This window comes from Mesorhizobium sp. P2_H9 (assembly GCF_056403215.1).
Map to the genome: position 1 here is coordinate 352,849 of NZ_JBFUFX010000003.1, position 24,842 is coordinate 377,690.

The window sequence follows — 24,842 nt, forward strand, 5'->3', positions numbered from 1 at the left end:
GCGGCTACAATGAGCGTCCAGACCACCGACTATACCGCTTCCGAAATCCGCTCGCCGGCGAGCTTCGTCGCCAACCGCGTCTTCATCTACGGCGCACTCGCCTTCTGGGCCTTCATCTGCCTGTTTCCGATCTACTGGACGATCACCACCTCGTTCAAGACCGCGGTCGACGTCACCCAGGGGCATCTTATCCCGTTCGTCGATTTCCAGCCGGACTGGAAAGGCTGGCGCTCGCTTGGCCTGTCGCCGGACTCGATCTTCCGGACCTCGACGGTGCGCGACGAATTCCTCAAGCGCTTCATGAATTCGGTCATCACCTCGGTCGGCGCGTCGAGCCTGGCCATCATCATCGGCAGCCTCGCCGCCTATGGCTTGACCCGCTACCGCTATCACTTCGCCTGGTTCAAGAACGAGGACATCTCCTTCTTCTTTCTGTCGCAGCTGATCCTGCCGCCGGTGGTGCTCGCCCTGCCCTTCCTCGTGCTCTACCGCGAAGTCGGCCTGCTCGACACGCGCGTCGGGCTGATCCTGCTCTACACGCTGATGGTGCTGCCGATCGTCATCTGGATCATGCGCGACCAGTTCAACTCAATTCCCGTCGAACTGGAGGAAGCCGCCCTTGTCGACGGCCTGTCGATCTGGGGCGCGTTTTTCCGCATCGTTATGCCGATCGCCCTGCCCGGCATGGTTGCCGCCTTTATCCTGGCGATGGTGCTGTGCTGGAACGAGTATTTCTTTGCCGCGCTTTTGACCTCAACCGATGCCAAGACCATTCCGGTCATGGTGGCGAGCCAGACCGGCTCGCAAGGCATCAATTGGTGGTCGATGGCAGCGCTTGCCACCGCGGCAATCGCGCCGCTTGCAGTTATCGGCATCGCGCTGGAGCGCTATCTGATCATGGGCATGACGGCGGGAGCCGTGAAGTAGGCGATGGCCGGCCCATATTGGTTCGCCCGCAACATCCGCGTCGGCTATGTCGGCAGCCACCGCTACGGCAAAGGCGTCATGCCGATCGCCTGGCAAGGCCGCGCGGTGATCGCCGGCTTTGTGGTGGCGATGGTGGGAGGTGGTCTGTCCATGTTGCTGACCGTGCTCTACACCAAGTCGTTTCCGCTCGGCATCGCGCTCTTTGCCATCCTGGCAATCGCCGGCGGTGGCACCTTCATCTGGGCGGTGGGGACCAAGAGCGATCCGGAGAAGTCGATCGCCGAGTATGGGGCCGAAAGGCAAAGAGCCGGCTCATCCGGCGCTTAGCACTCGTTGACTGGCAACTAGCGCGAAAGCGTCTTGCGCAGATGATCCATGATCATCGCCACGCCTTTTTGCCCCAGTTCCGCCGAGGCGTCAGGGGCGCTCGCCGTGTACCAGCCAGTATTGTCGGCGAAGTGGCCGGCATCGACCGCCTCCGGGCACAGTGCCAGCATCAGCGAGGTCTCGCCGATGCCGGCATGGTCAAACGGGTACTTTCCGTTCATGGCCGCCGGCATCAGCGGATGCACCTGCACCCAGTTGAAGAAGTTTTCGCCCGCGGCGTGTCCGGAATAGTAGTCGGCCATCTCCTTTGCGCCCCACCAGCCCTCGCCGCGCTCCTTCTCCAAAAAGCGGAAGATCGCCTGGCGGCCGGCGGTCTTGAAGGCGAGGTCGGTCGGCATGCCGGCGGCGAAATTCTCGGTCTGGTGGTGGATGATGGCGTGGATGTTGCGAAAACCGACGCGCAACAGGCCGTAGAACAGCTCCTCGGCGAACGGCGCCAGCGCATTGCCGCCGACCTGCACCGAACCGCTGCCCTCCGGCGGCGCCACCACGTAGCTCGCCGCGCCGTAGTAGAAGGGCGGCAGGATGACGATGTCGGCCTCCTTTTCGAACAGGTCGAGCATCTTGACGACCGCCAGCGTGTCCATGCCGACAGCCATGTGCTCGCCATGGTATTCGAGCACGCCGAGCGGCAGCACCACCGGCCAGTTCTCTGATATCGCCTTGCGGATCTGGTGCGGCAGCATCAATTCGTAGCGCATGGTCTATTCCATGTTGGTGTGACGGGCGCGCATCGCTTCGGGCGTTGCGCCGATAATTGCCTTGAGCTTCAGCACCATCACTTCGAACAGCAGGAACAGCGCGCCCTCGAACACCGAACCCATCGGCAGGACGGAGGTCTTTTCCGGCCMCTGGTCGCGGGCCATGGTCTGCGCGGGAATGAGCAAGGTGAAGTCGGCACCTTTTGCCGCGCTGCTGCCGGCCTCGGCGGTGAGCAGCAGGACGGTTGCGCCGGCTTCGCGAGCGACCTGCATCAAGGTCAGCACGGTCGACGTTTCACCCGGGCCGGAACTGACCAGGAAGACATCGCCGCTGCCGAGCGGTGGCGTGTTCATGTCGCCGACCACCGACACCGGCAGGCCGAGATGATAGAGCCGCATGGCAAAACCTTTGACCTGCAGCGCCTCGCGGCCGCAGCCATAGGTGACGATCTGTTTGGCGCCGGCCAGCATGGCGCAGGCCGCATCGATGCGGCTTTCATCGACCCACGCCAGCACGGCGCCGAGCTCTTGTAGTGCAGTCGCAAACATATCCGAGCCGGTATTCGTCATGAGGGTCCCATCTGTCTGCCAAGGCTGTGGCTGGAGATTCCTGGTTGCGCTCTTCCGGGGAAAGGCTTGTTTTTGTTCATGCTATCACCGCGAAAATGCCTGTCCAACCGCCGTGGCGGCTTTTGCTGTGCCTCCGGCGTGATAGTGTCATGTCAGACAAATCAATCCAGGATTTCAGCAGGACATGAAGACACGGCATTTCGACCGCATCGGCAATGGCGGCATCGCGTTTACCGAACTCGGCTTCGGCACGGCGCCACTCGGCAACCTCTACCACGCCGTCTCCGACGAGGACGCCAATGCGACGCTGGAAGCGGCGTGGACGACCGGCTGCCGCTACTACGACACCGCGCCGCTCTACGGGCTTGGCCTGTCGGAAACGCGGCTCAATCCGTTCCTGCGCGGCAAAAAGCGCGACGACTATGTGCTGTCGAGCAAGGTCGGCCGCATCATGCGCGCCTGCCCGCCGGAGCAGCGCACCGGCATCGGCAAGTTCTTCGACACGCCGTCGCGCCGCGAGGTCTACGACTACAGCTATGACGGCGTCATGCGCTCCTTCGAAGCCTCGCTGGAACGGCTCGGCGTCGACCGCATCGACATTCTGTTCGTGCATGACGTCGACATCTTCACCCATGGCAGCAAGGAAGCCTCGGACCAGCGCATCGAGGAGTTCATGGCCTCCGGCTATTACGGGCTGCTGTCCCTGCGCGACCAGGGCGTGATCAAGGCGTTCGGCGGCGGCATCAACGAATGGCAGGTCTGCCAGACACTCGCCGAACGCGGCGACTTCGACCTGTTCCTGCTTGCCGGGCGCTATACGCTGCTGGAACAGGAGGCGCTTGCCAGCTTCCTGCCGCTCTGTGAGAGGCGCGGCATCGGCATCGTCCTTGGCGGTCCCTACAATTCAGGCATCCTGGCCACCGGACCCAAGCCCGGCGCCTACTACAATTATTCGGAAGCGCCGCAGGACATACTCGACCGCGTCACCCGCATCGAAGCCGTCTGCAAACGCCACGGCGTGCGCCTGATCGAGGCGGCGCTGCAGTTCCCGCTGCTGCACCCATCCGTCGTCTCGGTGATCCCCGGCGGCCAGCGGCCAAGCGAGGTCGAAAGCAACCGCTCGCTGCTCGATGCCAAACTGCCCGCGGCCCTATGGGCCGATCTCAAGCAGGAAGGGCTGATGCGGGCGGACGCGCCGACGGCGTAAGGCCTGCGCGCCCTCATTGCCCACAAAAAAGAAAAGCCGGGGCAAGCCCGGCTTTTCATGTTCTCTGAAAAGAAAAAATGGTCTTAGTTGACCGCGTCCTTGAGGCCCTTGCCGGCCGAGAATTTCGGCACGGTGCGCGCCGGAATCTTCACTTCCGCGCCAGTCTGCGGGTTGCGGCCAGTCGACGCCGCGCGCTTGGAGACGGTGAAATTTCCGAAGCCGACGAGCCGTACATCGCCGCCCTTCTTCAGTTCGCCAGTGATCACGGAAAACACCGCATCGACCGCCGACTGTGCGTCACCCTTCGAAATGCTCGCGGATTCAGCGACAGCGGAAACCAGTTCGTTCTTGTTCATAAAAATTCCCTTCCATGAGAAAAACCGGAACTCTTCGACTCATCCGGCAGGAAAGGGACTTTAGAAAGAAGCGTTCCCGCAACCAAGTCAAAAAGCGGCAAAAAAGTTTGAAAAAGCCCGGAAAAGGTGGGTTTTTCACATGAAAAAGCCGGGCTCAAGGCCCGGCTCTCTCTTTGTGCACTGCAACGTTAGCAAATGCTAATGCGCCAACGTCTTTCCGGCATCATCGCCGTTGTCAACCGCGGCCGGCGGATTGACCGGCTCGACCCACTCGATCGGCTCCGGCATACGCACCAGCGCGTGCCTCAGAACCTCGCCGACGCGTGAGACCGGAATGATTTCCATGCCGTTCTTCACGTTGTCCGGAATCTCCGCCAGATCCTTGGCGTTGTCTTCCGGGATCAGCACCTTCTTGATGCCGCCGCGCAGTGCGGCGAGCAGCTTCTCCTTGAGGCCGCCGATCGGCAAGATGCGGCCGCGTAGCGTTATCTCGCCAGTCATCGCCACATCGGCCCGGACCGGAATACCTGTCATTATAGACACGATGGCTGTCGCCATGGCTGCACCTGCAGATGGACCGTCCTTCGGCGTGGCGCCCTCCGGCAAGTGCACGTGGATGTCACGCTTGTCGAACAGTGGCGGCTCGATGCCGAAATCGATGGCTCTGCTGCGGACATAGGAGGCCGCCGCCGAAATCGATTCCTTCATCACATCGCGCAGATTGCCGGTCACCGTCATGCGGCCCTTGCCGGGCATCATGACGCCTTCGACCGTCAGCAACTCGCCGCCGACTTCCGTCCAGGCGAGACCGGTGACGACACCGACCTGATCGTCAGCCTCGACCTGGCCGAAGCGGAAGCGCTGGACACCGAGGTAATCGGCGAGGTTCGCCGCCGTGATGCTCACCGTCTTCTTCTTCGTCTTCAGGATCTCGGTCACCGCCTTGCGGCCAAGCTTCATCAGCTCGCGCTCCAGGCTTCTGACGCCCGCTTCACGGGTGTAGGTCTGGATGATGCCGCGGATCGCGTCCTCGCCGACGGAGAATTCCTTCGGCTGCAGCGCGTGATCGCGGATCACCTTGGGCATCAGGTGACGCTTGGCGATTTCGATCTTCTCGTCCTCGGTATAGCCGGCGATACGGATGATCTCCATGCGGTCCATCAAGGGCGCAGGGATGTTCAGCGTGTTCGCCGTCGTCACGAACATCACGCTCGACAGGTCGTATTCGACCTCGAGGTAATGGTCCATGAACGTCGAGTTCTGTTCGGGATCGAGCACCTCGAGCAAGGCCGACGACGGATCGCCACGGAAATCCTGGCCCATCTTGTCGATTTCATCGAGCAGGAAGAGCGGATTGGACTTCTTTGCCTTCTTCATCGACTGGATGACCTTGCCGGGCATCGAGCCGATATAGGTGCGCCGATGGCCACGGATCTCGGCCTCGTCGCGCACGCCGCCCAGCGCCATGCGGATGAATTCGCGGCCGGTTGCCTTGGCGATCGACTTGCCGAGCGAGGTCTTGCCGACGCCGGGAGGGCCGACGAGACACAGGATCGGCCCCTTCAGCTTCTTCTGGCGGCTTTGCACGGCGAGATACTCGACGATGCGGTCCTTCACCTTGTCGAGACCGAAATGGTCGGTGTCGAGCACGTTCTGCGCAAAAGCCAGGTCCTGCTTGACCTTGGAGTTCTTGCCCCACGGTATCGACAGGATCCAGTCGAGATAGTTACGCACGACGGTCGATTCAGCCGACATCGGCGACATCGTCCTGAGCTTCTTCAGTTCGGCCTCCGCCTTTTCGCGGGCCTCCTTGGAGAGCTTGGTCTTCTTGATGCGCGCCTCGATCTCGGCGGCCTCGTCGCGGCCGTCCTCGCCTTCGCCGAGCTCCTTCTGGATCGCCTTCATCTGCTCGTTGAGGTAGTATTCGCGCTGCGTCTTCTCCATCTGGCGCTTGACGCGCGAGCGGATGCGCTTCTCCACCTGCAGGACGGAGATTTCGGCTTCCATGAAGCCCATCGCCTTTTCCAGCCGCTCCTTGACGGAAAGCGTGGCCAGCATCTCCTGCTTCTCGGGGATCTTGATGGCAAGATGCGAAGCGACCGTATCGGCGAGCTTGGAATAGTCGTCGATCTGGCTGGCAGCACCCACCACTTCGGGCGAGATCTTTTTGTTCAGCTTGACGTAATTCTCGAAGTCGGTGACGACCGAACGCGCCAACGCCTCAACCTCGACCTCTTCCTCTTCCGGCTCGACCAGCGCCGCAGCGTGGGCCTCGTGGAAGTCGGGACGGTCGGTGAACGAGACGATTTTGGCGCGCGAAGCGCCTTCGACCAGCACCTTGACGGTGCCGTCCGGCAGTTTCAGCAATTGCAGCACATTGGCGAGCGTGCCGATGTCAAAAATGGCACCGGGCTCGGGATCGTCATCGGCGGCGTTCATCTGGGTGGCAAGCAGAATCTGCTTTTCCTGACCCATCACCTCTTCCAACGCCTTGATCGATTTCTCACGCCCGACGAAGAGCGGAACGATCATGTGCGGGAACACCACGATGTCGCGCAGTGGGAGGACTGCGAAGACGCCGTTGCTGGGTGCCTTGGATACTTTGGCCATTGTCCAACCTTTCATGTCGCGGCCACCAATCGGCCAACCGCGAATCTCATATTAACGACCGAGGGTCGTTCCGCCTACCACCGTTTGTGACGGGAGTTTTACAGCACAGAACTCAGCCCCACAGCCTTCTTTTGTTAGTTGGATGCACGAGGGGCAAAGATCAAGAGCCAGCACAATCCGTTCGTCACAACGCGGCACATCCGCAACAGCAAAACGGCGCCTCGCGGCGCCGTTTCAAAAACTTCGACTGCGGGCTCACGTCAGGCGCTGACGTTGCCCTTCTTTTCCTTCTGCTCGGAGTAGATGTAGAGCGGCCGGGCGCTGCCGGTAACCACCTCCTCCGAAATAACCACTTCGCGAACGCCTTCCAGCGCCGGAAGCTCGAACATGGTGTCGAGCAGGATCGCTTCCATGATCGAACGCAGGCCGCGCGCGCCGGTCTTGCGCTCGATGGCGCGCTTGGCGATCGCCGAGAGCGCATTCTCGTGGAAGGTCAGGTCGACGTTTTCCATCTCGAACAGCCGCTGGTACTGCTTGACCAGCGCGTTCTTCGGCTCGGTCAGGATCTGGATCAGCGCCGGCTCGTCGAGATCCTCCAGCGTCGCCAGGACCGGCAGACGGCCGACGAACTCGGGGATCAGACCGAATTTCAAGAGATCCTCGGGCTCGACCAGCCGGAACACGTCACCGGTGCGTCGATCTTCCGGCGAAGCGACGATGGCGCCGAAGCCGATCGAGGTCTTTCTGCCGCGATCCGAGATGATCTTGTCCAGCCCGGCGAAGGCGCCGCCGCAGATGAACAGGATGTTGGCGGTGTCGACCTGCAGGAATTCCTGCTGCGGATGCTTGCGGCCGCCCTGCGGCGGCACGGAGGCAACCGTGCCTTCCATGATCTTCAAAAGTGCCTGCTGCACGCCCTCGCCCGACACGTCGCGGGTGATCGAGGGGTTGTCGGACTTGCGCGAAATCTTGTCGATTTCGTCGATGTAGACGATGCCGCGCTGGGCGCGCTCGACATTGTAGTCGGCCGACTGCAACAGCTTCAGGATGATGTTTTCGACGTCCTCGCCGACATAACCGGCTTCGGTCAGCGTCGTCGCGTCCGCCATGGTGAACGGCACGTCGATGATGCGGGCCAGCGTCTGCGCCAGCAGCGTCTTGCCGCAACCGGTCGGGCCGATCAAAAGGATATTCGACTTGGCCAGTTCGACGTCGTTGTTCTTGCCGGCATGCGCCAGGCGCTTGTAGTGGTTGTGCACGGCCACCGACAGCACGCGCTTGGCGTAGGGCTGGCCGATGACATAATCGTCGAGAACTTTCAGAATCTCCTGCGGTGTCGGCACGCCCTCGCGCGACTTCACCATCGAGGTCTTGTTCTCCTCGCGGATGATGTCCATGCAGAGTTCGACGCACTCGTCGCAGATGAAGACCGTCGGACCGGCGATCAGCTTGCGCACTTCGTGCTGGCTCTTGCCGCAAAACGAGCAATAAAGCGTGTTCTTGGAATCACCGCCGTTGTTGCCGACCTTGCTCATTTTCATGTCCTTTCATGGCCGCCCGCCGATGGTCTGGCTGAAAGGGCGCATATTCAATCTATCGCGGGAAATCGCCGCCGCCAGTGTCCCGGCTCCCGCAACGTATTCCGTACGAAACACAAATCAGAAAACGTGGCAATGATTCGCAACAACCCCACGCAAAGCTAAGCCGTCGAAACTCAACATAGCCTTAACGTAGGCAATCCTACCCGTCGAGGGAACAGCCAATTGTGGCCGAAATGCCGCAAGCCGCGCCAAAAGCGCAGGATACGCACCTCCGCGATCGGAGATACCGCCATCCAACTGCCACGAAGCGCTTATGCCGCGACACCTTCGACCGGCTCGCGCGACGAAATGACCTTGTCGATGAGGCCGAAATCCCTGGCTTCGTCGGCGGTCATGAAGTGGTCGCGGTCGAGGGTTTTCTCGATCTCCTCGTAGGTCTTGCCGGTGTGCTTGACATAGACCTCGTTGAGACGGCGCTTCAGCTTGATGATGTCCTGGGCGTGGCGCTCGATGTCGGAAGCCTGGCCCTGGAAGCCGCCGGAAGGCTGGTGAACCATGATGCGGGCATTCGGCGTGGCAAAGCGCATGTCCTTGTGGCCGGCGGTCAGGAGCAGCGAGCCCATCGAGGCCGCCTGGCCGATGCACAGTGTCGACACCGCCGGCTTGATGAACTGCATGGTGTCGTAGATCGCCATGCCAGAGGTGACGACACCACCCGGCGAATTGATGTAGAGGTTGATTTCCTTCTTCGGATTTTCCGCCTCGAGGAACAAAAGCTGTGCACAAACCAGCGTCGCCATGCCGTCTTCGACCGGACCGGTGATGAAAATGATGCGCTCTTTCAAGAGCCGCGAGAAAATGTCGTAGGCCCGCTCGCCGCGATTGGTCTGTTCGACCACCATCGGAACGAGGTTCATATAGGTTTCGACGGGGTTCTTCATGGACTATCCCTTTTTGAAGGTGGGATTCCGGCGCCGGGGAATGAGCAAGTCGGGCAGAATCGGTTCTGGATCGTTGAGATGTAAATAGGATGCCGGCTCACCCTTGCGCAAGGCCGACCGGCCTAGCCATCCGGTTAAGTCGAATTAAGGTTGCCAAGCAGGATCTGTCCGATGCCCTTATCATCGTCGGCGAGCGGGCGAAACCATCGCCGGGTAGCAATTCCTTAACTGCGTCGCTTAACGAAACCGGGCGAAACCGCTTTTCGTCAGCCCGGCATCCCCTACAATTCAACGTTGAGCTTGCGTCTGGAGTTCAAACAGGGGGAGTACGATGTTCAGGAAAACCGCTTCCTTCACGATTGCCGGACTGACTGTTCTCGGCACGATCTCCAGCACGGCGGCGGGCGGCCGCGCCGTCGAATGCTACGAACTGGTCCGCAGTCCGGCTGTCTACGATACCGTCTATGAAGACGTGATGGTCAGCCCCGGCGGGCAGTTGGTCGACTACGACCCGCCGATCTATGGCACGCTCGAGCGCGTCGAGCAGACCGCGCCGCCCCGCGTCACTTATGAGGTGGTGCCGGCCATCACCCGTACCGTTTATCACTCGGTCAAGGTCGACAATGGCGGCTATGCCTGGGAATGGCGCGTCATCCACGGCCGCAAGGTGCTGTGCAAGGTCTGGCGCAAGGCCCGCTACGCCAGTGTCGCCGAAACGGTGGTGGTTGAACCAGCGCGCACCCGACGGGTTGTCCTGCCAGCCGAATATGAGAGCGTTGCCCATGAAGTGCTGGTGCGACCGGAGCGGCGGCATATCACCGAGATAGCGCCGTCATACCAGAGGGTGGCGCGGCGGGTGGTGGTGCAGAAAGGCTCGACCAGTTGGCGGCGCGTGCACATTCCACGGCATTGCCAATATTAACTGGATAGACGCCGATCCCGTGTCCGCCAATCGGACCCTGATGATGAGAGTTGCTGGATTTCTACCCGCAGCGTAGCCTGCGCCGCGGCAAGATTTAGGTTGAGCTGAGGGACATGCGCGACCTGGAAGTTTCCCATGAACAACTATCGGATTTTGCAGACCAAGCCCTGAATCTCGCCAAAAGCTATTGGGCTTCGCTTGACGGGCGTCGGGCGTACCCCTCGACCAGCGGCAAAGATACGACCGAACTCTTCTCGCGGCCCTGGCTGGAGGATGGGCGGGGTGAGGAGGTCCTGCAGGACTTCAAGTCAATCACTGAGCATGTGCGACCTGCTACCGGCAGATTCTTCGGTTACGTCGTCGGCTCGGGCGAACCGATCGGCGCACTGGGTGAATTGCTCGCTGCGGTGCTCAATCAGAATGTGACGTCGTGGCGGTCGGCTCCGGCGGCGACATCGATCGAGCGTGCCGTTGTCGGATGGTTGGCGGAAGCCGTTGGCTGCACCGAATTTACAGGCAGCCTGTGCGGCGGCGGTTCGACGGCCAATCTCATGGCGTTGGCGATGGCGCGTGAAGCGAAGCTTCCAGCCAACGAAACCGGCACACGGCCCTGCGTGATCTACGCCTCCGAACAGGTGCACATGTCCATTCCGAAGGCTGTCGCCCTACTGGGCATTGGCAAGAAAAACCTTCGCCTGATTGCTGTCGACGATAAACTCAGGATGCGACCGGACGCCCTGCTGGCCGCCATTGCCGCCGACCGCGAAGCCGGAAACACACCCATCGCCATCGTGGCAACAGTCGGCACCGTCGTCTCCGGTGCCATCGATCCACTCCCCGAAATTGCGGACATCGCCCGCAGAGAGGCGCTGTGGATGCATGTCGACGGTGCCTATGGGGGACTGGCGGCACTGGCCGTGCCGGAAAAATTCCTGGGGTTGTCTTTGGCGGATTCGCTGTCGCTCGACGCCCACAAATGGCTGTATCAGCCACTCGACTGTGGCTGTCTGCTCTATCGTCGTCCAGACATTGCGCGCACAACTTTCTCGCACAGCGACGACTATGTCAGGATATTGAGCGAAGATCCCCTGGAAGCATTCGCCTTCTTTGAGGAGTCGATCGAGCTGTCTCGCCGTTTCCGTGCGTTGAAGCTCTGGATGTCGCTGCAGTATCACGGACGCCGCGCCTATCGCGAAGCCATCGCGCGCGATCTGCGCCACGCCCAAATGTTGGCGCAGACAATCGCGTCGCATCCGGAACTGGAACAGCTTGCGCCCGTGTCGCTAAGCGCAGTCTGTTTCCGCCACCGCTCGAAGGACAATGAAGCGATCCTCGGTCGCGTGATCGCGCGAGGCCGCGTCTATCTGTCGAATGCAACGGTCAATGGCCAGTTCGCGCTGCGAGCGTGTTTCGTCAATCATCGAACGAATGGGGATGACGTACAGGCGATTGTGTCCGAAGTCCTTGCTGCTGCCGACGAGCTCAATCGCTGAGCCGCAGGACCTTGGCTTGCGCTCAAGCCACCTCTGCCCGCAGCCATGCCTTCAAACCCTCGACATCGCCGTCGACGACGGCCGCTGCCACGCGCCTGCCGACGGCGGCGCCGAACTTGTAGCCATGGCCAGAGCAGGCCGAGACGATCAGGCACTTGCCCTTTTCCTGCGCCATGAATTTGTCGTCGGCGGTGAAGGTGTAGGCGCAAGTGACAACCTCGGTCACCCTGTACTCCCCGATACGGGCGATCGGCGGCGAAAACAGGTTGCGGATCGCCTCGCCCTCGCCCGGCACCGGCTGGCGGTTCCAGTCGGCGTCGCTGGTCGGCACCCGGTGCAGCCCTGAGCCGAATTTCATGCCGGCGCCGCGCGTGAGCGGGATCATGTAGCCATCGGTCGAACCGCCGACGAGGATGGCCGGCGCCGCCTCCCATGCCGCCTTGAGATCCGCCGGTGGTTCGACATAGGCGAGCGCGGTGCGATAGGTCTTCAATTCGCCGCCCAGTTCCGGAAACAGTTTCAGCACCCAGGCGCCGGCGGTGACGACGATGCGGTCGGCCTGCATCGTCTCGCCATGCGCCAGCACGATGCGCCCGGCGTCAGCGTCGACCTCAACCACCTTGCTGTTTTCGTAGACGTTGGCGCCATTGGCACGCAGCCAACCTGCCAGCCCCGCTGCAATCTTGCGGCAATGCAATGCCCCGCCCTCGGGCGAGAGGAAGGCATAGCGGAACGAACCAGCTTCGAGGAACGGCCAGCGCTTGACGGCGGCGTCCGGCTCCAGCAATTCGAAAGGAAAGTTCCCCTCCGCGAGGCCCTCGCGGTATTCATCGCCCTTGTCGCCCGGTTCGAGCGAGACGCACAGCACGCCGCGCGCATCGAGATGGTTTTCCCCCAGGTCGGCCCACATCTCGTCCCAGGCTGCAAAGGCTTCGGTGATCAGCTGGCCATAGCCGGTTCCGGCGCGGTAGGCGCGGCGGATGATGCGATGATGGTCGCCCGACGCAGCCAGCGGATTGGGGATCGGCCCTTGCTCGACGATGGAAACGCTGTGGCCGGCCTTGACCAGCGACCACGCCGTCGAAAGCCCCGCAATACCCGCGCCAACCACGATCACATTCATCAATACCGTCTTTCCGCAGCCGCGGCCACTGGCTCAACGCATTGGGCCGTCGGGCGCCAACATACGGTCTGGCGCCTGTCTGGCAAGCCGCGCTAATGATCTGGAATGACCGATTTGACGCCACCCTACCTGGCCTTTGATCCAGCCAGCCGCCATGTGCGACTGGATCCACACGAGCCGGCTTTTTTTCAGAACCCCTACGCGGCCTATGACTTCTTGCATGGCGCATCGAACGCCTTCTTCTGGGAAGACTACGGCTTCTGGTGCTTTGGCGGCTTCGACGACGTCAACAGGCTGTTGCGCGACCGCCGTTTTGGCCGCCAGAACCCGGCGGGCATTCCCGACAGCCGCGGCGTCGGTCAGGACCGCACGCATCTCGCCGCCTTCGACGGCATCGAGGCCAACTCGATGCTGGAACTGGAGCCCCCGGTTCACACCAGGCTCAGAACGCTGGTCAACCGCGCCTTCGTATCGCGCCAGGTCGAGCGGCTCAGGCCGCGTGTCGAGGCGCTGGCCAACGAACTGATCGACCGCTTCGAACCGGGCGAGGTCGACCTGCTGCCTGCCTTCGCCGCACCCTTGCCGATCACCATCATCGCCGAAATGCTCGGCGTTCCCATCGAAATGGGGCCGCAATTGCTCGACTGGTCGCACGAGATGGTGGCCATGTACATGCATGGCCGCACGCGCGAGACGGAGGTGACGGCCAATCGCGCTGCCCGCGATTTTTCCGATTTCCTGCGCGGCTATGTTGCCGAGCGACGCAAGAAACCTGGCGACGACCTGTTGTCGCTGCTGATCTCGGCGCAGGAAGACGGCCAGAAACTGTCGGAGGACGAACTGGTATCCTCGGCCATCCTGCTGCTCAACGCCGGCCATGAAGCCACAGTCCACCAGACCGGCAATGCCGTGCGCTCGATCCTGGCGCAAGGCGGTGACATCAGGCGCTTCTTCACGTCGCCGGAGGCGACCGCGGCAACCGTCGAGGAGTGCCTGCGCTTCGACGCCCCACTGCACATGTTCCTGCGCTATGCCTATGAGGAGATCGAGGTCGGGCCTGGAATCGTGCTTAAGCCCGGCGACAAGATCGCGCTGCTGCTCGGCATGGCCAATCATGACCCCGGCGCCTTTGCCGAACCTTTCGCCTTCAGGCCCGGCCGCACCGACCAGAAGAATGTTTCGTTCGGCGCCGGTATCCATTTCTGCATCGGCGCGCCGCTCGCCAGGCTCGAATTGCAGGTGTCGCTGAAAACCCTGTTCGAGCGGCAACCGCGGTTGCATCTTGCCGAACAGCCGCGCTTCCGCGACACTTATCATTTCCATGGGCTGGAAAGGCTTGCCGTCAGTTTTTGATGTCGCGGGCCGGGGGTCGCGACATGAGACTGTCTTTCACGCGGGCGACGGCATTCGCCCTGGCGCTGGTGTGCGCAGGCATCGCCGGCGCGTTCGCCCAGCAGCAGCCTGAAAACATCCCGCAGGAAAACAGCGATGCCATAGCTCGGGCAATGGCTGGCAGACTGCTCGAACGCCAGACGGGCGCGGCCGTGCCGGCGGACAAGTTCTGGGCGTACGAGGTCGATTTCAATCTCGACGGGTTTTCCGAACTCTACGTCTATGTCGCCGATCCCGCCTGCGACGGGGTGAAGTGCGGGCTGTTCCTGTTCGTGCTCGAAGGCGACAGCTACCGCGAGGTTCTTGGCGACATTCCAGGCGCAAGGCTGACGGCCACGGACAGGGTCGGGCTCGGCGCATTCAAGCGCAACGGCTTCATCGATCTGCAACTCGACCAAAAACTGTTTGGCTGGACGGGCGATCGCTACGCTGAAGTCTCGACCTTCCCCGCCACGTCGCTCGACGGTACTACCTTCATCGCGGCCTGCCAGAAAAGCAAATCGAGCGAACAGCCTGAAGAAGGCGAGGCCGAACAGGTCGCCAACGAATGCCAATGCCAGTTCAACCGCTTTCAGGCGATCGGCTTTGCACAGGCCGACCTCGACCAATATGCCGCCTCCCTGGGCGAGAAATTCGACTATCCCGTCGGTGACAAGGAGAAAGCCTGGCTAGCCGTCTCCAGGGACGCCGGCGACGTCGCAACGGGCTGCGAGGTCGTCGCCGGCAAGGGCCAATGGCAGCCGGCCTATTTCAATCACGGCGACCAGCCGCAGGAGAAACTGAGCTTCGATGGCTTCATCGAAGCTTGTCCAGGCCAGGATTTTATCCTCGCCAACCGCAAGATCGGCTCGCCCGATCGCGCGCTTGGCCTGTGCGGTTGCCTTGCCCGGGAAATGCCGACCCAGGGCGTCACGCAGATCGGACTGGACCTGTTGGCGCAGTATTATCGCGACGAGATTTCCGATTCGGATGTCGAGGCTGAAGACGTCGATCTGCTGGCAAAGCACGACAAGGCTTCCGAAGCCTGCCTCAGCCAGTTTCCTGGGAAGTAGGTAACGAGCCGCCCTCAAGGAGGCCATCGCAGGACCGAGATCGCATGACTGAAAAAATGAGATTCGCTTTTTTGCAGGAGCCTCCCTTCTGCTTCACCGACGGTTCGGGAACTCTCGGCGGCTGCGACGCCATACTCGCGCAGAAGCTCTGCCAGGCGCTGGGACTGGAAGCGTTTTCACCCGTCGAGACCGAGTTCGCCAATTTGCTTCCCGGCCTGATCGATGGCCAGTGGGACATGACCACAGGCCTCTTCGTTTCGGACGAACGCAGGAAGCTGGTCGATTTCTCGCGGCCGATCTGGGTGTTGCAGGACGGATTGCTGGTGGCGAAAGGCAATCCGCGCACGTGAGTACGGATTTTCCGATACCGACATCGATCGGCTTTTGTGATTGCTATCCTTTTGTTTGACCATGATCTTTTCCGAAAACCGGCGACCACTTTTCGGGATCATGGTCTAAAGCTTGATCACATACTCCTTGCGGGTCGTTTCAAGCACTTCCCAGCTACCGCTGAAGCCGGGCCTGAGCACAAAGCTGTCGCCGGCCCTGACGGTGCGCGTCACGCCGCCCGTCTCCGATATCACCGAGACGCCTGACAGGATATGGCAGAACTCCCACTCGTCATATTCGATGCGCCATTTGCCCGGCGTCGCTTCCCAGATGCCGGCATAGAGCCCGCCATCCCGTTCCTCGACGTTCCAGGTGCGGAATTTCGGATCGCCCGCAATCAGACGATCCGGCGCCGGCGCGCCAGGTTCCGGCGCGACGGTATCGACGCCGATGGTGAGAAATTTTGGCGCGGTCATGGGCGCTCCTTGTTTGCCCGGGGTCAGACCTTGGCGAGGGCCTGTTCCAGATCGGCGACGATGTCGTTGACGTCCTCGATGCCGACCGAAAGCCGGACCGTGTCCGGCCCAGCGCCCGCCTTGACCTTCTGCTCGTCGGAAAGCTGGCGGTGTGTGGTCGAGGCCGGATGGATGACCAGCGACTTGGTGTCGCCGACATTGGCGAGGTGCGAGAACAATTCCAGGGCCTCGACGAACTTGATGCCGGCGGCATAGCCGCCCTTCAAGCCGAAGGTGAACACCGCACCCGCGCCAAGCGGCGAGTATTTCTTCTGCAGCGCGTTGTTCTTGTCGCTGGGCAGGCCGGGATAGTTCACCCAGGCAACCTTGGGATGATTGGACAGCCAGCCGGCGACGGTGACCGCATTGTCGCAGTGACGCTGCATACGCAGCGGCAAGGTCTCCAGGCCGGTGAGGATGAGGAAGGCATTGAAAGGCGAAATCGCCGGACCGATGTCGCGCAGGCCGAGCACGCGCGCGGCAATGGCGAAAGCGAAATTGCCGAAGGTCTCGTGCAGGACGATGCCGCCATATTCGGGGCGCGGCTCCGACAGCATCGGATATTTGCCCGACTTCGACCAGTCGAAGGTGCCGCCGTCGACAATGGCGCCACCGATCGAATTGCCGTGACCGCCGATGAACTTGGTCAGCGAGTGGACGACGATGTCGGCGCCATGCTCGATCGGCCGCACGAGATAGGGCGAGGCCAGCGTGTTGTCGACGATCAGCGGCAGGCCGTGCTTGCGGGCGATGTCGCCGATCTTCTCGATGTCGACGAAGACGCCGCCGGGATTGGCCAGGCTCTCGATAAAGATCGCCTTGGTCTTGTCGTCGATCTGGCTTTCGAAGGTGGAGATATCGTTGGTGTCGGCCCAGCGTACCTCCCAGCCGAAATTCTTGAAGGCGTGGCCGAACTGGTTGATCGAGCCGCCGTAAAGCCTTGTCGCGGCAACGAAATTGTCGCCAGGCTGCATCAGATTGTGGAACACCAGCACCTGCGCGGCGTGGCCCGAGGCGACGGCCAGCGCCGCCGTGCCACCTTCGAGGGCCGCGATACGCTCTTCCAGCACCGCCTGCGTCGGGTTCATGATGCGGGTGTAGATGTTGCCGAACGCTTTCAGCCCGAACAGCGAGGCGGCATGGTCAGCATCGTCGAAGACGAAGGAGGTCGTCTGGTAGATCGGCGTGGCGCGCGCGCCGGTCGCCGGATCCGGCTTGGCGCCGGCATGGACGGCGAGCGTGTTGAAACCGGGCGTGCGGGTCATCGAAAACCTCCCTTTCTGAAAACGTCTGAAATCGCCGGGCATTGTTGGCGAAGCCCGGGTGTGAATGCAAAGAAGAAAATACCTTTCAGCGGACGATCTGCGATCAACGTGCGAGGAAATCGACTTCTTCCCGGAATAAACTTCCGCCTACTTCTGGCGTACTCCAAAACTCTGGAATCCCGCGCGCATTAGCGGCTTCTTCGACGACAGCACGCCGGAATTGACGCCGGTCCAGCCGATCTCGCCCGACAGCTTGCCGTATTCGATCTTCGGGCAGCGGTTCATCACCACCTTGATGCCGGCGGCCTCGGCACGCGCCGCCGCCTCGTCATTGCGCACGCCAAGCTGCATCCAGATGACTTTCGGCAGCGGATCGAGCCGCAATATCTCCTCCAGGACGCCAGGCACGGCTGCCGAGCCGCGAAAGATGTCGACCATGTCGACGGGTCCAGGAAGGTTGGCGAGCCTCGCATAGACCGTGCGGCCGAGGATTTCCTTGCCGGCATGACCTGGATTGATCGGGAACACCGAAAATCCCTTAGCGAGCAGGTATTTCAGCACGAAAAAGCTCGGCCGTACGTCATTGGCCGACGCGCCGACCATGGCAATGGTTTTCACCGAATTGAGGATACCGGCGATATAGGCGTTGTCGTAGGCGTCGTGATTCACTCGTCGGTCTCCCTCAGCGCTTCCTCCATAAAGGACTGTGGGTCCGTGCAGAAGTCGCGCATCATGCGAAAATGATCGGTGTCGCTAAAATCGGTCGGGTCGAGCCCGAAGCGGCTGATGCGGAACAACCGTGCGCCGGGACAGGCCATCAGCAGCGGCGAATGCGTCGCCATGATCACCTGCGCCGTGCCTGACTGATCCATCCGCCGCAGCATCTTGAGCAGTTCGATCTGCCGCGACGGCGAAAGCGCGCTTTCGGGCTCGTCGAGAATGTAGATGCCTTGCCGGCGGCAGCGCTCCTCGAAGAAGCGGATGAACCCCTCGCCGTGCGACCAAGACAGGAAATCCGGTGGCGGCGGTTTGAACGGGTCTTCGAGCGCGGCCTGATCGAGATAGCGGGCGACGGAGTAGAAGGATTCGGCGCGAAAGAACCACCCGGCGGTGACTTTTGGCAGCCAGTGGCCGCGCAATGTGTTGGCCAGAGCCGCACCGCTCTTGTCGATGGCGACAGAGTGATCGACCGGCCGGTAGCCCTTGCCGCCGCCGGCTTCGTCATAACCGGCCAGTGCGCCGATCGCCTCGAGCAACGTCGATTTGCCGGTGCCGTTTTCGCCGACAATGATGGTGATTGGCGTGGTGAATTCCAGTTCGAATTCATGGCCGCGGAAGAGCGGCAGGTTCCAGGGATACTTTTCCCAATCCTCGACGCGGGCGGGGTCGATCAGGATGCGCTTGAGGTAGGGCGCCTTCAATCGGGTCAACTGCTTGCGATAGGCCATCCGGAAGCGATCAATCCGGCAGCGAAATCGATCCGTCTTCCGCGATCGGAAAGGCCGGATTATGCGCCACTTCCCAGACATGTCCGTCCGCATCGGCGAAGTAGCCATACCAGCCGCCCCAGAAGGCACGACCGGCCGGCTTGACGATTTTGCCGCCGGCCTTCTCGGCCGCCGCCAGCACCTCATCGACTTCGGCGTCGGAGCGGGTGTTGTAGGCGAGGTAGACCGCCGACGGTGCGCTGCCGAAGGCGATGCCGGAATCCTCCTCGGCGCTTTGGCGCGGAAACAAGCCGAGAATGGCGCCGCCCATCTGGAAGAAGGCAACGCCGTCGGTGATGCCGGCGTGACGCTTCAGCCCCATCGCCTCGTAGAAGCGCACGGCGCGGCCGAGATCGTCGGTGGCGACGGTGATGATGGAGATGCGCGGTTCCACCTCTATTCCTCAGGCCATTCCGGCTTGCGCTTGCCGATGAAGGCGCCGATGCCTTCCTCGGCATCCCGCGCCAGCATGTTCTCGACCATCACGCGGCCGGTATAGGCATAGGCGTCGGCCAGCCCCATTTCGGCCTGCGCGTAGAACGCCTCCTTGCCGGTCTTGACCACCAAAGATGATTTGGAAGCAATGGTTTGCGCGTATTTGGTGACAATCTGATTCAGGTATTCGCGCGGCACGACGCGGTTGACCAGGCCGAATTCCTTGGCCGTTGCGGCATCGATCGTCTCGCCGGTCAGCAGCATCTCCATGGCGTGCTTGCGCGAGACGTTGCGTGACAGCGCCACCATCGGCGTCGAGCAGAACAGGCCGATGTTGACGCCCGGTGTGCAGAAGGTCGCTTCATGCGAGGCGATGGCCAGATCGCAGCTGGCGACCAATTGCAGCCCGGCGGCGGTGGCGAGGCCATCGACCTCGGCAATCACCGGCAGGGGATGGCGCACGATCGCCTGCATCAGCGCCGCGCAGGCGGCAAACGTCGTCTCGAAGAACGCCCTGCCCCTATCCGCGTCGGCGCGGCGCGCGGTCAGCTCCTTGAGATCATGCCCGGCGCAGAATACTTTTCCGGCCGCCGACAGAATGATGACGCGCACGGATTTGTCGGCCTTGGCCAGCTCGAGCTCCGCCGTCAGCGCCGCCATCACCGCCAACGACAGAGCATTGGCCGGCGGATTGGCGAGCGTCAGGCGCAGCACGCCCTTTTCCAGCTTGGTGACAACAGGGCCTTCGGCGACAGCCGGCTTGATGGCGACGATTTCAGCCATGGGTCGCTTCTCCGCGATTCTGGATCAGGTTGGGTCCGACTAATCTAGTATGCCGCCTCGCTTCGTCCAACACCCTCGGTGACAGACAGGGGTGTTGCCAGAAATGCCGCGCTGCGTTCATACAGGCATGGCGCAAACGGAGACAGACATGCCCGCCCAAAGCAATCTCAAGCCGGTGCTGGATGCGGCGCAGGTCAATGCGCTGATGGCAACCGTCTATCCCGAGCTCAACGACCAGTTCACTTTTTATCAGGCGCTGGATGTGTTTCCGGGCGGCTGCACGGTGCGGCTCAACGCCGACGAGCGGCATCTGCGCCCCGGCGGCACGGTGTCAGGTCCATCGCTGTTCACGCTGGCCGACATTGGCGGCTATGTCTGCGTGCTCTCCCATGCCGGACCGGATGCGCTGTCGGTGACCACCAATCTCAACATCAATTTCGTCCGCAAGGCCGAAGCCGGGCCGATCGACGGCCATTGCCGCATCCTCAAACTGGGTAAGAACCTGATGGTGTTCGACATCGACATCGTCGCCGGGCCGGACGGACACACGGTCGCGCACGCCACAGGGACCTATTCGATCCCGCCAAAACGGGCGCCATAATGACGATTGATTTCCGGCTTGATGTGTATAAATGTGCGCATAGGTGACCTTTGCTGGAGCGTGACAGCCGCAAAATCGTGAAGCGCCTCAAGGATGATGGTTTCGAGCTGATTTCCGTGCGCGGCTCGCATCATAAATTCCGAAAGGGTGAGATCGTGTTGATCGTTCTGCATCCGGAGAAGGATCTGCCAACCGGCACGGCGCGGGCGATCGCCAAGCAAGCGGGCTGGATAAAGGCGCCCTAAAGCGCCCTGGAGACCGAAATGAAGAACTATTTCGCCTTGGTCGATAAAGAGCCCGATAGCGCGTTCGGCATCCGCTTTCCCGACATTCCCGGCTGCTTTTCGGCTGCGGACGAGGCGGAAGACATCGTGCCGAATGCAGTTGGGGCGCTACAACTGTGGGCGGAGGATATGCCCGTTCCGGAACCGTCCAGCCACGAAACGATTGTTGCACTTCCGGACATTCGTAGTGCACTCGCCGAAGGCGGCTATCTGGTCTCGGTGCCACTCATCGACAATGACAGTGCCGTCGTGAGGGCGAATGTGACTTTCGAGCGCGGCGTTTTACGGGCGATCGACGCCGCAGCGCGCGAACGGGGCATAACACGATCCGCGTTCCTCTCCAGCGCAGCCCGCAAGGAAATCGAAGCAAAGCACTAGGACCTGGTCGGATGTTGTCAGGCAAGCAGCGCCTATTCGATGTGGTAAAATAATACCTTTTACCCAAGCCATTGTTTTTGCTTCGTTTTACTCGCCAAATAGCTTTTCACGTGCCTTGACGCAGCCCCGGCCCTCACCTATAAGCCCTCACGAAGCAGCGGCCCGCAAAGGCCGCCGTTTTGTTATTGGCGACGAGCAAGCGGCTTGGCGCCAATCCAAGCAACAAGAAACGCCTTCTCCGGAAGGTCCGAACCGAAAGCAGAATCCATGACAACCTTTTCGCAGAAGCCTGCGGATGTGGTGAAGAAGTGGGTGTTGATCGACGCCGAGGGTCTCGTCGTTGGTCGTCTCGCCACTGTCATCGCCAATCATCTTCGCGGCAAGCACAAGCCCACCTTCACCCCGCATGTCGACGATGGTGACAATGTCATCGTCATCAATGCCGACAAGGTGGTGTTCACCGGCAAGAAATTCACCGACAAGGTCTATTACTGGCACACCGGACACCCCGGCGGCATCAAGGAGCGCACCGCGCGCCAGCTGCTCGAGGGCCGTTTCCCCGAGCGTGTCGTCGAGAAGGCCGTCGAACGCATGATCCCGCGCGGCCCGCTCGGCCGTCGCCAGATGAAGAACCTCCGCGTCTATGCAGGCACGGAACATCCGCATGTCGCCCAGCAGCCCGTCACCCTCGACGTCGGCGCGCTGAACGCCAAGAACAAGAAGGTTGCATAAGATGGCTGAGCTTTCCTCGCTCGCAGAATTGGGCGCCGCCACCGGCAACACCAACACCCAGCCGGCAGCACCCGTCCATGTCCAGAAGCTCGACAAGTCGGGCCGCGCCTATGCCACCGGCAAGCGCAAGAACGCCATCGCCCGCGTCTGGGTGAAGCCGGGTTCGGGCAAGATCATCGTCAACGACAAGGAATTCGCGACCTATTTCGCGCGCCCTGTCCTGCAGATGATCCTGAACCAGCCGATCATCGCCTCCAACCGCGCCGGCCAGTACGACATCGTCGCCACTGTTGTCGGCGGCGGCCTCTCCGGCCAGGCGGGTGCGGTTCGCCACGGCATCTCCAAGGCGCTGACCTACTACGAGCCGACGCTGCGCGCCGTGCTCAAGAAGGGCGGCTTCCTGACCCGCGACAGCCGCGTCGTCGAGCGCAAGAAGTACGGCAAGGCGAAAGCCCGCCGCTCGTTCCAGTTCTCGAAGCGCTAAGCGCTGCGCTTGCAAGTTCCTCGAAAGGCCGCCTCCGGGCGGCCTTTTTGTTTGCACGCAGCTATTGGTCAGCTTGCTAGACGCTTGGAGTGGCCGCCAATACCCGGCGTCGGATCAGGCCCGTCAGATAACGGCGAACTGGCTGATCGAAAAAGCGCAGTAAGGCACCCGAGGCAGCCACCGCAGCGATGGAAGCAACGAGTGCCGCAAGGTTGTAGGCAATCAAACCGGCGGTAAACCTCACGATGAGCACTGAGCAGAAATAAAACAGCGGTCGATGAATGGCATAGAGCGGGTAAGAGATATCCCCGAGCCATTGAGACAAGGCCGCCATTTTGGCAGGCATGGCGTTGTCGCTATTTGCCGCTACGAGGATTACTACACAGAATATTGCATCGATGAGCAGAAAAAGCACCTCGGGTGGCTTGGCTGAGGTCGGCATGGTGAGGATGAGAGCAACCGCGGCGGAGCAAAAAAACGAACCATACCTCCCTGCCGGCAAGCGCAATGTCTTCGACATGCGATAGGACAGCACGCCCAGGAAAAACCCAAAGAGCGCGCGGGCGAATAAACCTAGCATCTTTATTTCTGGTTCAATCAGGATACAGACTGCGGAAAACGCGACCAAAACAATCAGTAGAACCTGCGATCGCCGATTATATAACCATGCCGCATATATCGCGTTAACGACAACCTCAAAAAAGAGAGACCAAAATACGGTGTTGAGTGGAAATAGTTCTTCGTCCGCAGACACGGCCATTTTTGGGAACAGAACGAGGGAAGCCAAGAACTGAGCAGCCAAGGTCGAGAGATTGCCGGGATGCGCCACATAGTGAGCCAGTCCGGCCAAAAGGCCAAGGACACTTCCAACCGCAATCATTGGCCAAAGGCGGATGAAGCGTGTCGAGAGGAATGACGATAGCGTTAGCCCATTTCTTAGCTTGTCTTCATAAGAAAGAGCGATCACGAATCCGCTGAGAATGAAGAATAGATCGACAGCCAGATAGCCGCTTTGAACGACGTCGATGCAGTTGTGATAAAGCATGACGCCGATAGCCGCGATGCCGCGCAGCAAATCTAGCGTCACGTATCGCCGTTGCACGCTACACTCCAATGGCTAAAAATACGGATCGGGAGATCGAGGGCGCCACGGGTACTTCGCCAAGCGCCGACACACTGTCTATGGCTGCGCGCACTTCCTTGCGCCACAGCCAATAATGCGTCGCGGTCATTGAGTTCAGCCCCCTATCGCCCTCACTGAATGTCCGACTGTATCCGGTTGTTGGGCGGGGGGACAGGGTCGGCTCCCCCCGCCGAAAGGAGGAGGACCATGCCCAATATGGATGAATCCGGCGTTTCGCCCAGCTATTGGCCGCGACCGGCCGGTGTCTTGATGAAGTCGATGAACGCCCTGAGCGGCGCTGGCACCAGACGCCGTCCGGGGTAGTAGAGGAATGGCCCCGGGAAGCGCTGCCACCAAGGCTCCAGCACAGGTTCGAGCGCGCCGCTCTCGAAATGCGGGCGCAGCCAGTCTTCAAAGAGCCATAGAATGCCCAGTCCAGCGATCGCTGCGTCGACGACGAGATCGATGCCGCCACCGATCCCAACGATCAGCGGACCTGTAGGGTCGACCAGCACCACCTCGCCGTCACGCTCGAATTCCCACGACGGCATTGCCCCGCTGGGGAAACGTCCACGCAAACAGGCATGGCCGAGCAATTCGCTGGGGTGTTGAGGCCGACCATGGCGATCTAGGTAGGCCGGCGAAGCGGAGGCGGTGAAGCGTTGGACGCGTGGTCCTATCGGCACGGCAATCATGTCCTGCTCCAACCGCTCGTCGTAGCGGATACCGGCGTCGCAACCAGCCGCCAGCACATCGACGAAACTCTCCTCGTTGACCACCTCCAGCTGGATGCCGGGGTAGGCAAGGAGAAACCTCGGAACGATGCTGGGCAATACCAGCCGCGCCGCGCTGACCGGCACGTTGAGGCGCAGCGTGCCCGTCGGCCGGTCGCGGAAGCCATTCACCACGTCAAGTGCCGCCTGGACTTCGTTCAAGGCTGGCCCGAGCCGCCCCAGCAACCCGGCACCCGCGTCGGTCAAGGCGACGCTGCGCGTCGTACGATTGAGCAGCCGGACACCGAGCCGTGTTTCCAGGCGGCGGACCGCCTCGCTCAGACCCGAGGCGCTTCCGCCGCTGGCGCGCGCGGCTTCGCGAAAGCCCCCGGCACGTGCCACCGCCAGGAAGGCGTTGAGATCACTCAGTTCGACATTCACTGTTCGCTATCCTGTACAGCCCGTGCAGATTATATAGGGTTATAAGGAC

The 24,842-nt window shown here is 61.4% G+C and carries 28 protein-coding genes; 13 read left to right on the forward strand and 15 right to left on the reverse strand.

All coding sequences use genetic code 11. The annotated features are described in order from the left end of the window. Positions 1-9: 9 nt before the first annotated feature. On the forward strand, positions 10-927 hold the full coding sequence (locus AC1DXN_RS07680) for a carbohydrate ABC transporter permease (protein ID WP_477242891.1): 918 nt from the start codon (positions 10-12) through the stop codon (positions 925-927). A gap of 3 nt (positions 928-930) precedes the next feature. Beyond that, entirely contained in the window at positions 931-1,254 is a 324-nt protein-coding gene (locus AC1DXN_RS07685; RefSeq protein ID WP_477269273.1) for a hypothetical protein, read from the forward strand. Positions 1,255-1,271: 17 nt separating this feature from the next. Here the strand turns inward: AC1DXN_RS07685 and AC1DXN_RS07690 are convergent, their stop codons facing one another. Beyond that, positions 1,272-2,015, reverse strand: a complete 744-nt coding sequence (locus tag AC1DXN_RS07690) for a creatininase family protein (RefSeq protein ID WP_477242889.1) — start codon at positions 2,013-2,015, stop codon at positions 1,272-1,274. Positions 2,016-2,018: 3 nt separating this feature from the next. Next, positions 2,019-2,585: an SIS domain-containing protein gene (locus tag AC1DXN_RS07695; protein WP_477421513.1), complete on the reverse strand. Its 567-nt coding sequence runs from the start codon at positions 2,583-2,585 to the stop codon at positions 2,019-2,021. 184 nt (positions 2,586-2,769) lie between these two features. On the opposite strand from AC1DXN_RS07695, the gene AC1DXN_RS07700 reads away from it, so the two are divergent. Further along, positions 2,770-3,792 carry an aldo/keto reductase gene (locus AC1DXN_RS07700; RefSeq protein WP_477269269.1) on the forward strand — a complete coding sequence of 341 codons (1,023 nt, stop codon included), beginning with the start codon at positions 2,770-2,772 and terminating at the stop codon, positions 3,790-3,792. Positions 3,793-3,875: 83 nt separating this feature from the next. Here the strand turns inward: AC1DXN_RS07700 and AC1DXN_RS07705 are convergent, their stop codons facing one another. The 4 genes from AC1DXN_RS07705 to clpP all read right to left on the reverse strand — a co-directional run bounded on the left by AC1DXN_RS07705 (position 3,876) and on the right by clpP (position 9,240). Continuing rightward, a complete protein-coding gene (locus AC1DXN_RS07705) occupies positions 3,876-4,148 on the reverse strand; it encodes an HU family DNA-binding protein (RefSeq protein ID WP_112392385.1) in 273 nt (90 codons plus the stop codon). Positions 4,149-4,346: 198 nt separating this feature from the next. After that, positions 4,347-6,758 (reverse strand): endopeptidase La, encoded by a 2,412-nt coding sequence (lon, locus tag AC1DXN_RS07710; RefSeq protein WP_477242886.1) that lies wholly within the window; start codon positions 6,756-6,758, stop codon positions 4,347-4,349. 260 nt (positions 6,759-7,018) lie between these two features. Further along, complete coding sequence (gene clpX, locus AC1DXN_RS07715) at positions 7,019-8,293, reverse strand: ATP-dependent Clp protease ATP-binding subunit ClpX (protein ID WP_436161829.1); 1,275 nt, start codon at positions 8,291-8,293, stop codon at positions 7,019-7,021. Between the two features lie 317 nt (positions 8,294-8,610). Beyond that, a complete protein-coding gene (clpP, locus tag AC1DXN_RS07720) occupies positions 8,611-9,240 on the reverse strand; it encodes an ATP-dependent Clp endopeptidase proteolytic subunit ClpP (RefSeq protein WP_477242885.1) in 630 nt (209 codons plus the stop codon). Positions 9,241-9,571: 331 nt separating this feature from the next. Between clpP and AC1DXN_RS07725 the strand changes: the two genes are divergently transcribed. Both AC1DXN_RS07725 and AC1DXN_RS07730 read left to right on the forward strand, forming a co-directional pair. Further along, positions 9,572-10,162: a hypothetical protein gene (locus AC1DXN_RS07725; RefSeq protein WP_477269267.1), complete on the forward strand. Its 591-nt coding sequence runs from the start codon at positions 9,572-9,574 to the stop codon at positions 10,160-10,162. 113 nt (positions 10,163-10,275) lie between these two features. Further along, positions 10,276-11,655 carry a pyridoxal phosphate-dependent decarboxylase family protein gene (locus AC1DXN_RS07730; protein WP_477269265.1) on the forward strand — a complete coding sequence of 460 codons (1,380 nt, stop codon included), beginning with the start codon at positions 10,276-10,278 and terminating at the stop codon, positions 11,653-11,655. A 22-nt stretch (positions 11,656-11,677) separates the two neighbouring features. Here AC1DXN_RS07730 and AC1DXN_RS07735 read toward each other — a convergent pair whose 3' ends face one another. After that, positions 11,678-12,778, reverse strand: coding sequence for an NAD(P)/FAD-dependent oxidoreductase (locus tag AC1DXN_RS07735; RefSeq protein WP_477269986.1), 1,101 nt, complete (start codon positions 12,776-12,778; stop codon positions 11,678-11,680). 105 nt (positions 12,779-12,883) lie between these two features. Between AC1DXN_RS07735 and AC1DXN_RS07740 the strand changes: the two genes are divergently transcribed. Genes AC1DXN_RS07740 through AC1DXN_RS07750 form a run of 3 tightly spaced genes read left to right on the forward strand, consistent with a single transcriptional unit; the run spans position 12,884 to position 15,572 of the window. Next, positions 12,884-14,131, forward strand: a complete 1,248-nt coding sequence (locus AC1DXN_RS07740; protein ID WP_477269263.1) for a cytochrome P450 — start codon at positions 12,884-12,886, stop codon at positions 14,129-14,131. A 23-nt stretch (positions 14,132-14,154) separates the two neighbouring features. Then, complete coding sequence (locus AC1DXN_RS07745) at positions 14,155-15,222, forward strand: hypothetical protein (RefSeq protein WP_477242880.1); 1,068 nt, start codon at positions 14,155-14,157, stop codon at positions 15,220-15,222. Positions 15,223-15,278: 56 nt separating this feature from the next. Further along, a complete protein-coding gene (locus tag AC1DXN_RS07750; RefSeq protein WP_477269261.1) occupies positions 15,279-15,572 on the forward strand; it encodes a transporter substrate-binding domain-containing protein in 294 nt (97 codons plus the stop codon). 105 nt (positions 15,573-15,677) lie between these two features. Here AC1DXN_RS07750 and AC1DXN_RS07755 read toward each other — a convergent pair whose 3' ends face one another. The 6 genes from AC1DXN_RS07755 to AC1DXN_RS07780 all read right to left on the reverse strand — a co-directional run bounded on the left by AC1DXN_RS07755 (position 15,678) and on the right by AC1DXN_RS07780 (position 20,037). Further along, positions 15,678-16,028 carry a cupin domain-containing protein gene (locus AC1DXN_RS07755; RefSeq protein ID WP_477269259.1) on the reverse strand — a complete coding sequence of 117 codons (351 nt, stop codon included), beginning with the start codon at positions 16,026-16,028 and terminating at the stop codon, positions 15,678-15,680. Between the two features lie 23 nt (positions 16,029-16,051). Then, positions 16,052-17,332 carry an O-acetylhomoserine aminocarboxypropyltransferase gene (locus AC1DXN_RS07760; RefSeq protein ID WP_477269257.1) on the reverse strand — a complete coding sequence of 427 codons (1,281 nt, stop codon included), beginning with the start codon at positions 17,330-17,332 and terminating at the stop codon, positions 16,052-16,054. A 147-nt stretch (positions 17,333-17,479) separates the two neighbouring features. Next, positions 17,480-18,001 carry a CoA-binding protein gene (locus tag AC1DXN_RS07765; protein WP_477269255.1) on the reverse strand — a complete coding sequence of 174 codons (522 nt, stop codon included), beginning with the start codon at positions 17,999-18,001 and terminating at the stop codon, positions 17,480-17,482. Then, the gene (locus AC1DXN_RS07770; protein WP_477269253.1) at positions 17,998-18,780 is read right to left on the reverse strand and encodes an AAA family ATPase; all 783 of its coding nucleotides are present in this window, start codon (positions 18,778-18,780) and stop codon (positions 17,998-18,000) included. The genes AC1DXN_RS07765 and AC1DXN_RS07770 overlap by 4 nt, the downstream gene beginning before the upstream one ends. A gap of 10 nt (positions 18,781-18,790) precedes the next feature. Then, positions 18,791-19,213: a VOC family protein gene (locus tag AC1DXN_RS07775; protein WP_477242874.1), complete on the reverse strand. Its 423-nt coding sequence runs from the start codon at positions 19,211-19,213 to the stop codon at positions 18,791-18,793. Positions 19,214-19,215: 2 nt separating this feature from the next. Then, complete coding sequence (locus tag AC1DXN_RS07780; protein ID WP_477269251.1) at positions 19,216-20,037, reverse strand: enoyl-CoA hydratase; 822 nt, start codon at positions 20,035-20,037, stop codon at positions 19,216-19,218. A 148-nt stretch (positions 20,038-20,185) separates the two neighbouring features. On the opposite strand from AC1DXN_RS07780, the gene AC1DXN_RS07785 reads away from it, so the two are divergent. The 5 genes from AC1DXN_RS07785 to rpsI all read left to right on the forward strand — a co-directional run bounded on the left by AC1DXN_RS07785 (position 20,186) and on the right by rpsI (position 22,516). Continuing rightward, positions 20,186-20,638, forward strand: coding sequence for a PaaI family thioesterase (locus tag AC1DXN_RS07785; RefSeq protein WP_477269249.1), 453 nt, complete (start codon positions 20,186-20,188; stop codon positions 20,636-20,638). A gap of 53 nt (positions 20,639-20,691) precedes the next feature. Next, the gene (locus tag AC1DXN_RS07790) at positions 20,692-20,883 is read left to right on the forward strand and encodes a type II toxin-antitoxin system HicA family toxin (RefSeq protein WP_477269984.1); all 192 of its coding nucleotides are present in this window, start codon (positions 20,692-20,694) and stop codon (positions 20,881-20,883) included. A gap of 18 nt (positions 20,884-20,901) precedes the next feature. After that, positions 20,902-21,300, forward strand: a complete 399-nt coding sequence (locus tag AC1DXN_RS07795) for a type II toxin-antitoxin system HicB family antitoxin (RefSeq protein WP_477269247.1) — start codon at positions 20,902-20,904, stop codon at positions 21,298-21,300. Between the two features lie 267 nt (positions 21,301-21,567). Then, the gene (gene rplM, locus AC1DXN_RS07800) at positions 21,568-22,032 is read left to right on the forward strand and encodes a 50S ribosomal protein L13 (RefSeq protein WP_477242871.1); all 465 of its coding nucleotides are present in this window, start codon (positions 21,568-21,570) and stop codon (positions 22,030-22,032) included. Between the two features lies 1 nt (position 22,033). Continuing rightward, complete coding sequence (rpsI, locus tag AC1DXN_RS07805; protein ID WP_023810272.1) at positions 22,034-22,516, forward strand: 30S ribosomal protein S9; 483 nt, start codon at positions 22,034-22,036, stop codon at positions 22,514-22,516. A 76-nt stretch (positions 22,517-22,592) separates the two neighbouring features. Here rpsI and AC1DXN_RS07810 read toward each other — a convergent pair whose 3' ends face one another. Continuing rightward, positions 22,593-23,618, reverse strand: coding sequence for an acyltransferase family protein (locus AC1DXN_RS07810; protein ID WP_477269244.1), 1,026 nt, complete (start codon positions 23,616-23,618; stop codon positions 22,593-22,595). A 263-nt stretch (positions 23,619-23,881) separates the two neighbouring features. Next, positions 23,882-24,793, reverse strand: coding sequence for a LysR family transcriptional regulator (locus AC1DXN_RS07815; protein ID WP_477269242.1), 912 nt, complete (start codon positions 24,791-24,793; stop codon positions 23,882-23,884). Positions 24,794-24,842 lie beyond the last annotated feature (49 nt).

Coding starts and splice junctions, on each gene's coding strand:
- AC1DXN_RS07680 (WP_477242891.1), top strand. CDS start 10: ATGAGCGTCCAGACCACCGACTATACCGCTTCCGAAATCCGCTCGCCG.
- AC1DXN_RS07685 (WP_477269273.1), top strand. CDS start 931: ATGGCCGGCCCATATTGGTTCGCCCGCAACATCCGCGTCGGCTATGTC.
- AC1DXN_RS07690 (WP_477242889.1), bottom strand. CDS start 2,015: ATGCGCTACGAATTGATGCTGCCGCACCAGATCCGCAAGGCGATATCA.
- AC1DXN_RS07700 (WP_477269269.1), top strand. CDS start 2,770: ATGAAGACACGGCATTTCGACCGCATCGGCAATGGCGGCATCGCGTTT.
- AC1DXN_RS07705 (WP_112392385.1), bottom strand. CDS start 4,148: ATGAACAAGAACGAACTGGTTTCCGCTGTCGCTGAATCCGCGAGCATT.
- lon (WP_477242886.1), bottom strand. CDS start 6,758: ATGGCCAAAGTATCCAAGGCACCCAGCAACGGCGTCTTCGCAGTCCTC.
- clpX (WP_436161829.1), bottom strand. CDS start 8,293: ATGAGCAAGGTCGGCAACAACGGCGGTGATTCCAAGAACACGCTTTAT.
- clpP (WP_477242885.1), bottom strand. CDS start 9,240: ATGAAGAACCCCGTCGAAACCTATATGAACCTCGTTCCGATGGTGGTC.
- AC1DXN_RS07725 (WP_477269267.1), top strand. CDS start 9,572: ATGTTCAGGAAAACCGCTTCCTTCACGATTGCCGGACTGACTGTTCTC.
- AC1DXN_RS07730 (WP_477269265.1), top strand. CDS start 10,276: ATGCGCGACCTGGAAGTTTCCCATGAACAACTATCGGATTTTGCAGAC.
- AC1DXN_RS07735 (WP_477269986.1), bottom strand. CDS start 12,778: ATGAATGTGATCGTGGTTGGCGCGGGTATTGCGGGGCTTTCGACGGCG.
- AC1DXN_RS07740 (WP_477269263.1), top strand. CDS start 12,884: ATGACCGATTTGACGCCACCCTACCTGGCCTTTGATCCAGCCAGCCGC.
- AC1DXN_RS07745 (WP_477242880.1), top strand. CDS start 14,155: ATGAGACTGTCTTTCACGCGGGCGACGGCATTCGCCCTGGCGCTGGTG.
- AC1DXN_RS07750 (WP_477269261.1), top strand. CDS start 15,279: ATGAGATTCGCTTTTTTGCAGGAGCCTCCCTTCTGCTTCACCGACGGT.
- AC1DXN_RS07755 (WP_477269259.1), bottom strand. CDS start 16,028: ATGACCGCGCCAAAATTTCTCACCATCGGCGTCGATACCGTCGCGCCG.
- AC1DXN_RS07760 (WP_477269257.1), bottom strand. CDS start 17,332: ATGACCCGCACGCCCGGTTTCAACACGCTCGCCGTCCATGCCGGCGCC.
- AC1DXN_RS07770 (WP_477269253.1), bottom strand. CDS start 18,780: ATGGCCTATCGCAAGCAGTTGACCCGATTGAAGGCGCCCTACCTCAAG.
- AC1DXN_RS07780 (WP_477269251.1), bottom strand. CDS start 20,037: ATGGCTGAAATCGTCGCCATCAAGCCGGCTGTCGCCGAAGGCCCTGTT.
- AC1DXN_RS07785 (WP_477269249.1), top strand. CDS start 20,186: ATGCCCGCCCAAAGCAATCTCAAGCCGGTGCTGGATGCGGCGCAGGTC.
- AC1DXN_RS07795 (WP_477269247.1), top strand. CDS start 20,902: ATGAAGAACTATTTCGCCTTGGTCGATAAAGAGCCCGATAGCGCGTTC.
- rplM (WP_477242871.1), top strand. CDS start 21,568: ATGACAACCTTTTCGCAGAAGCCTGCGGATGTGGTGAAGAAGTGGGTG.
- rpsI (WP_023810272.1), top strand. CDS start 22,034: ATGGCTGAGCTTTCCTCGCTCGCAGAATTGGGCGCCGCCACCGGCAAC.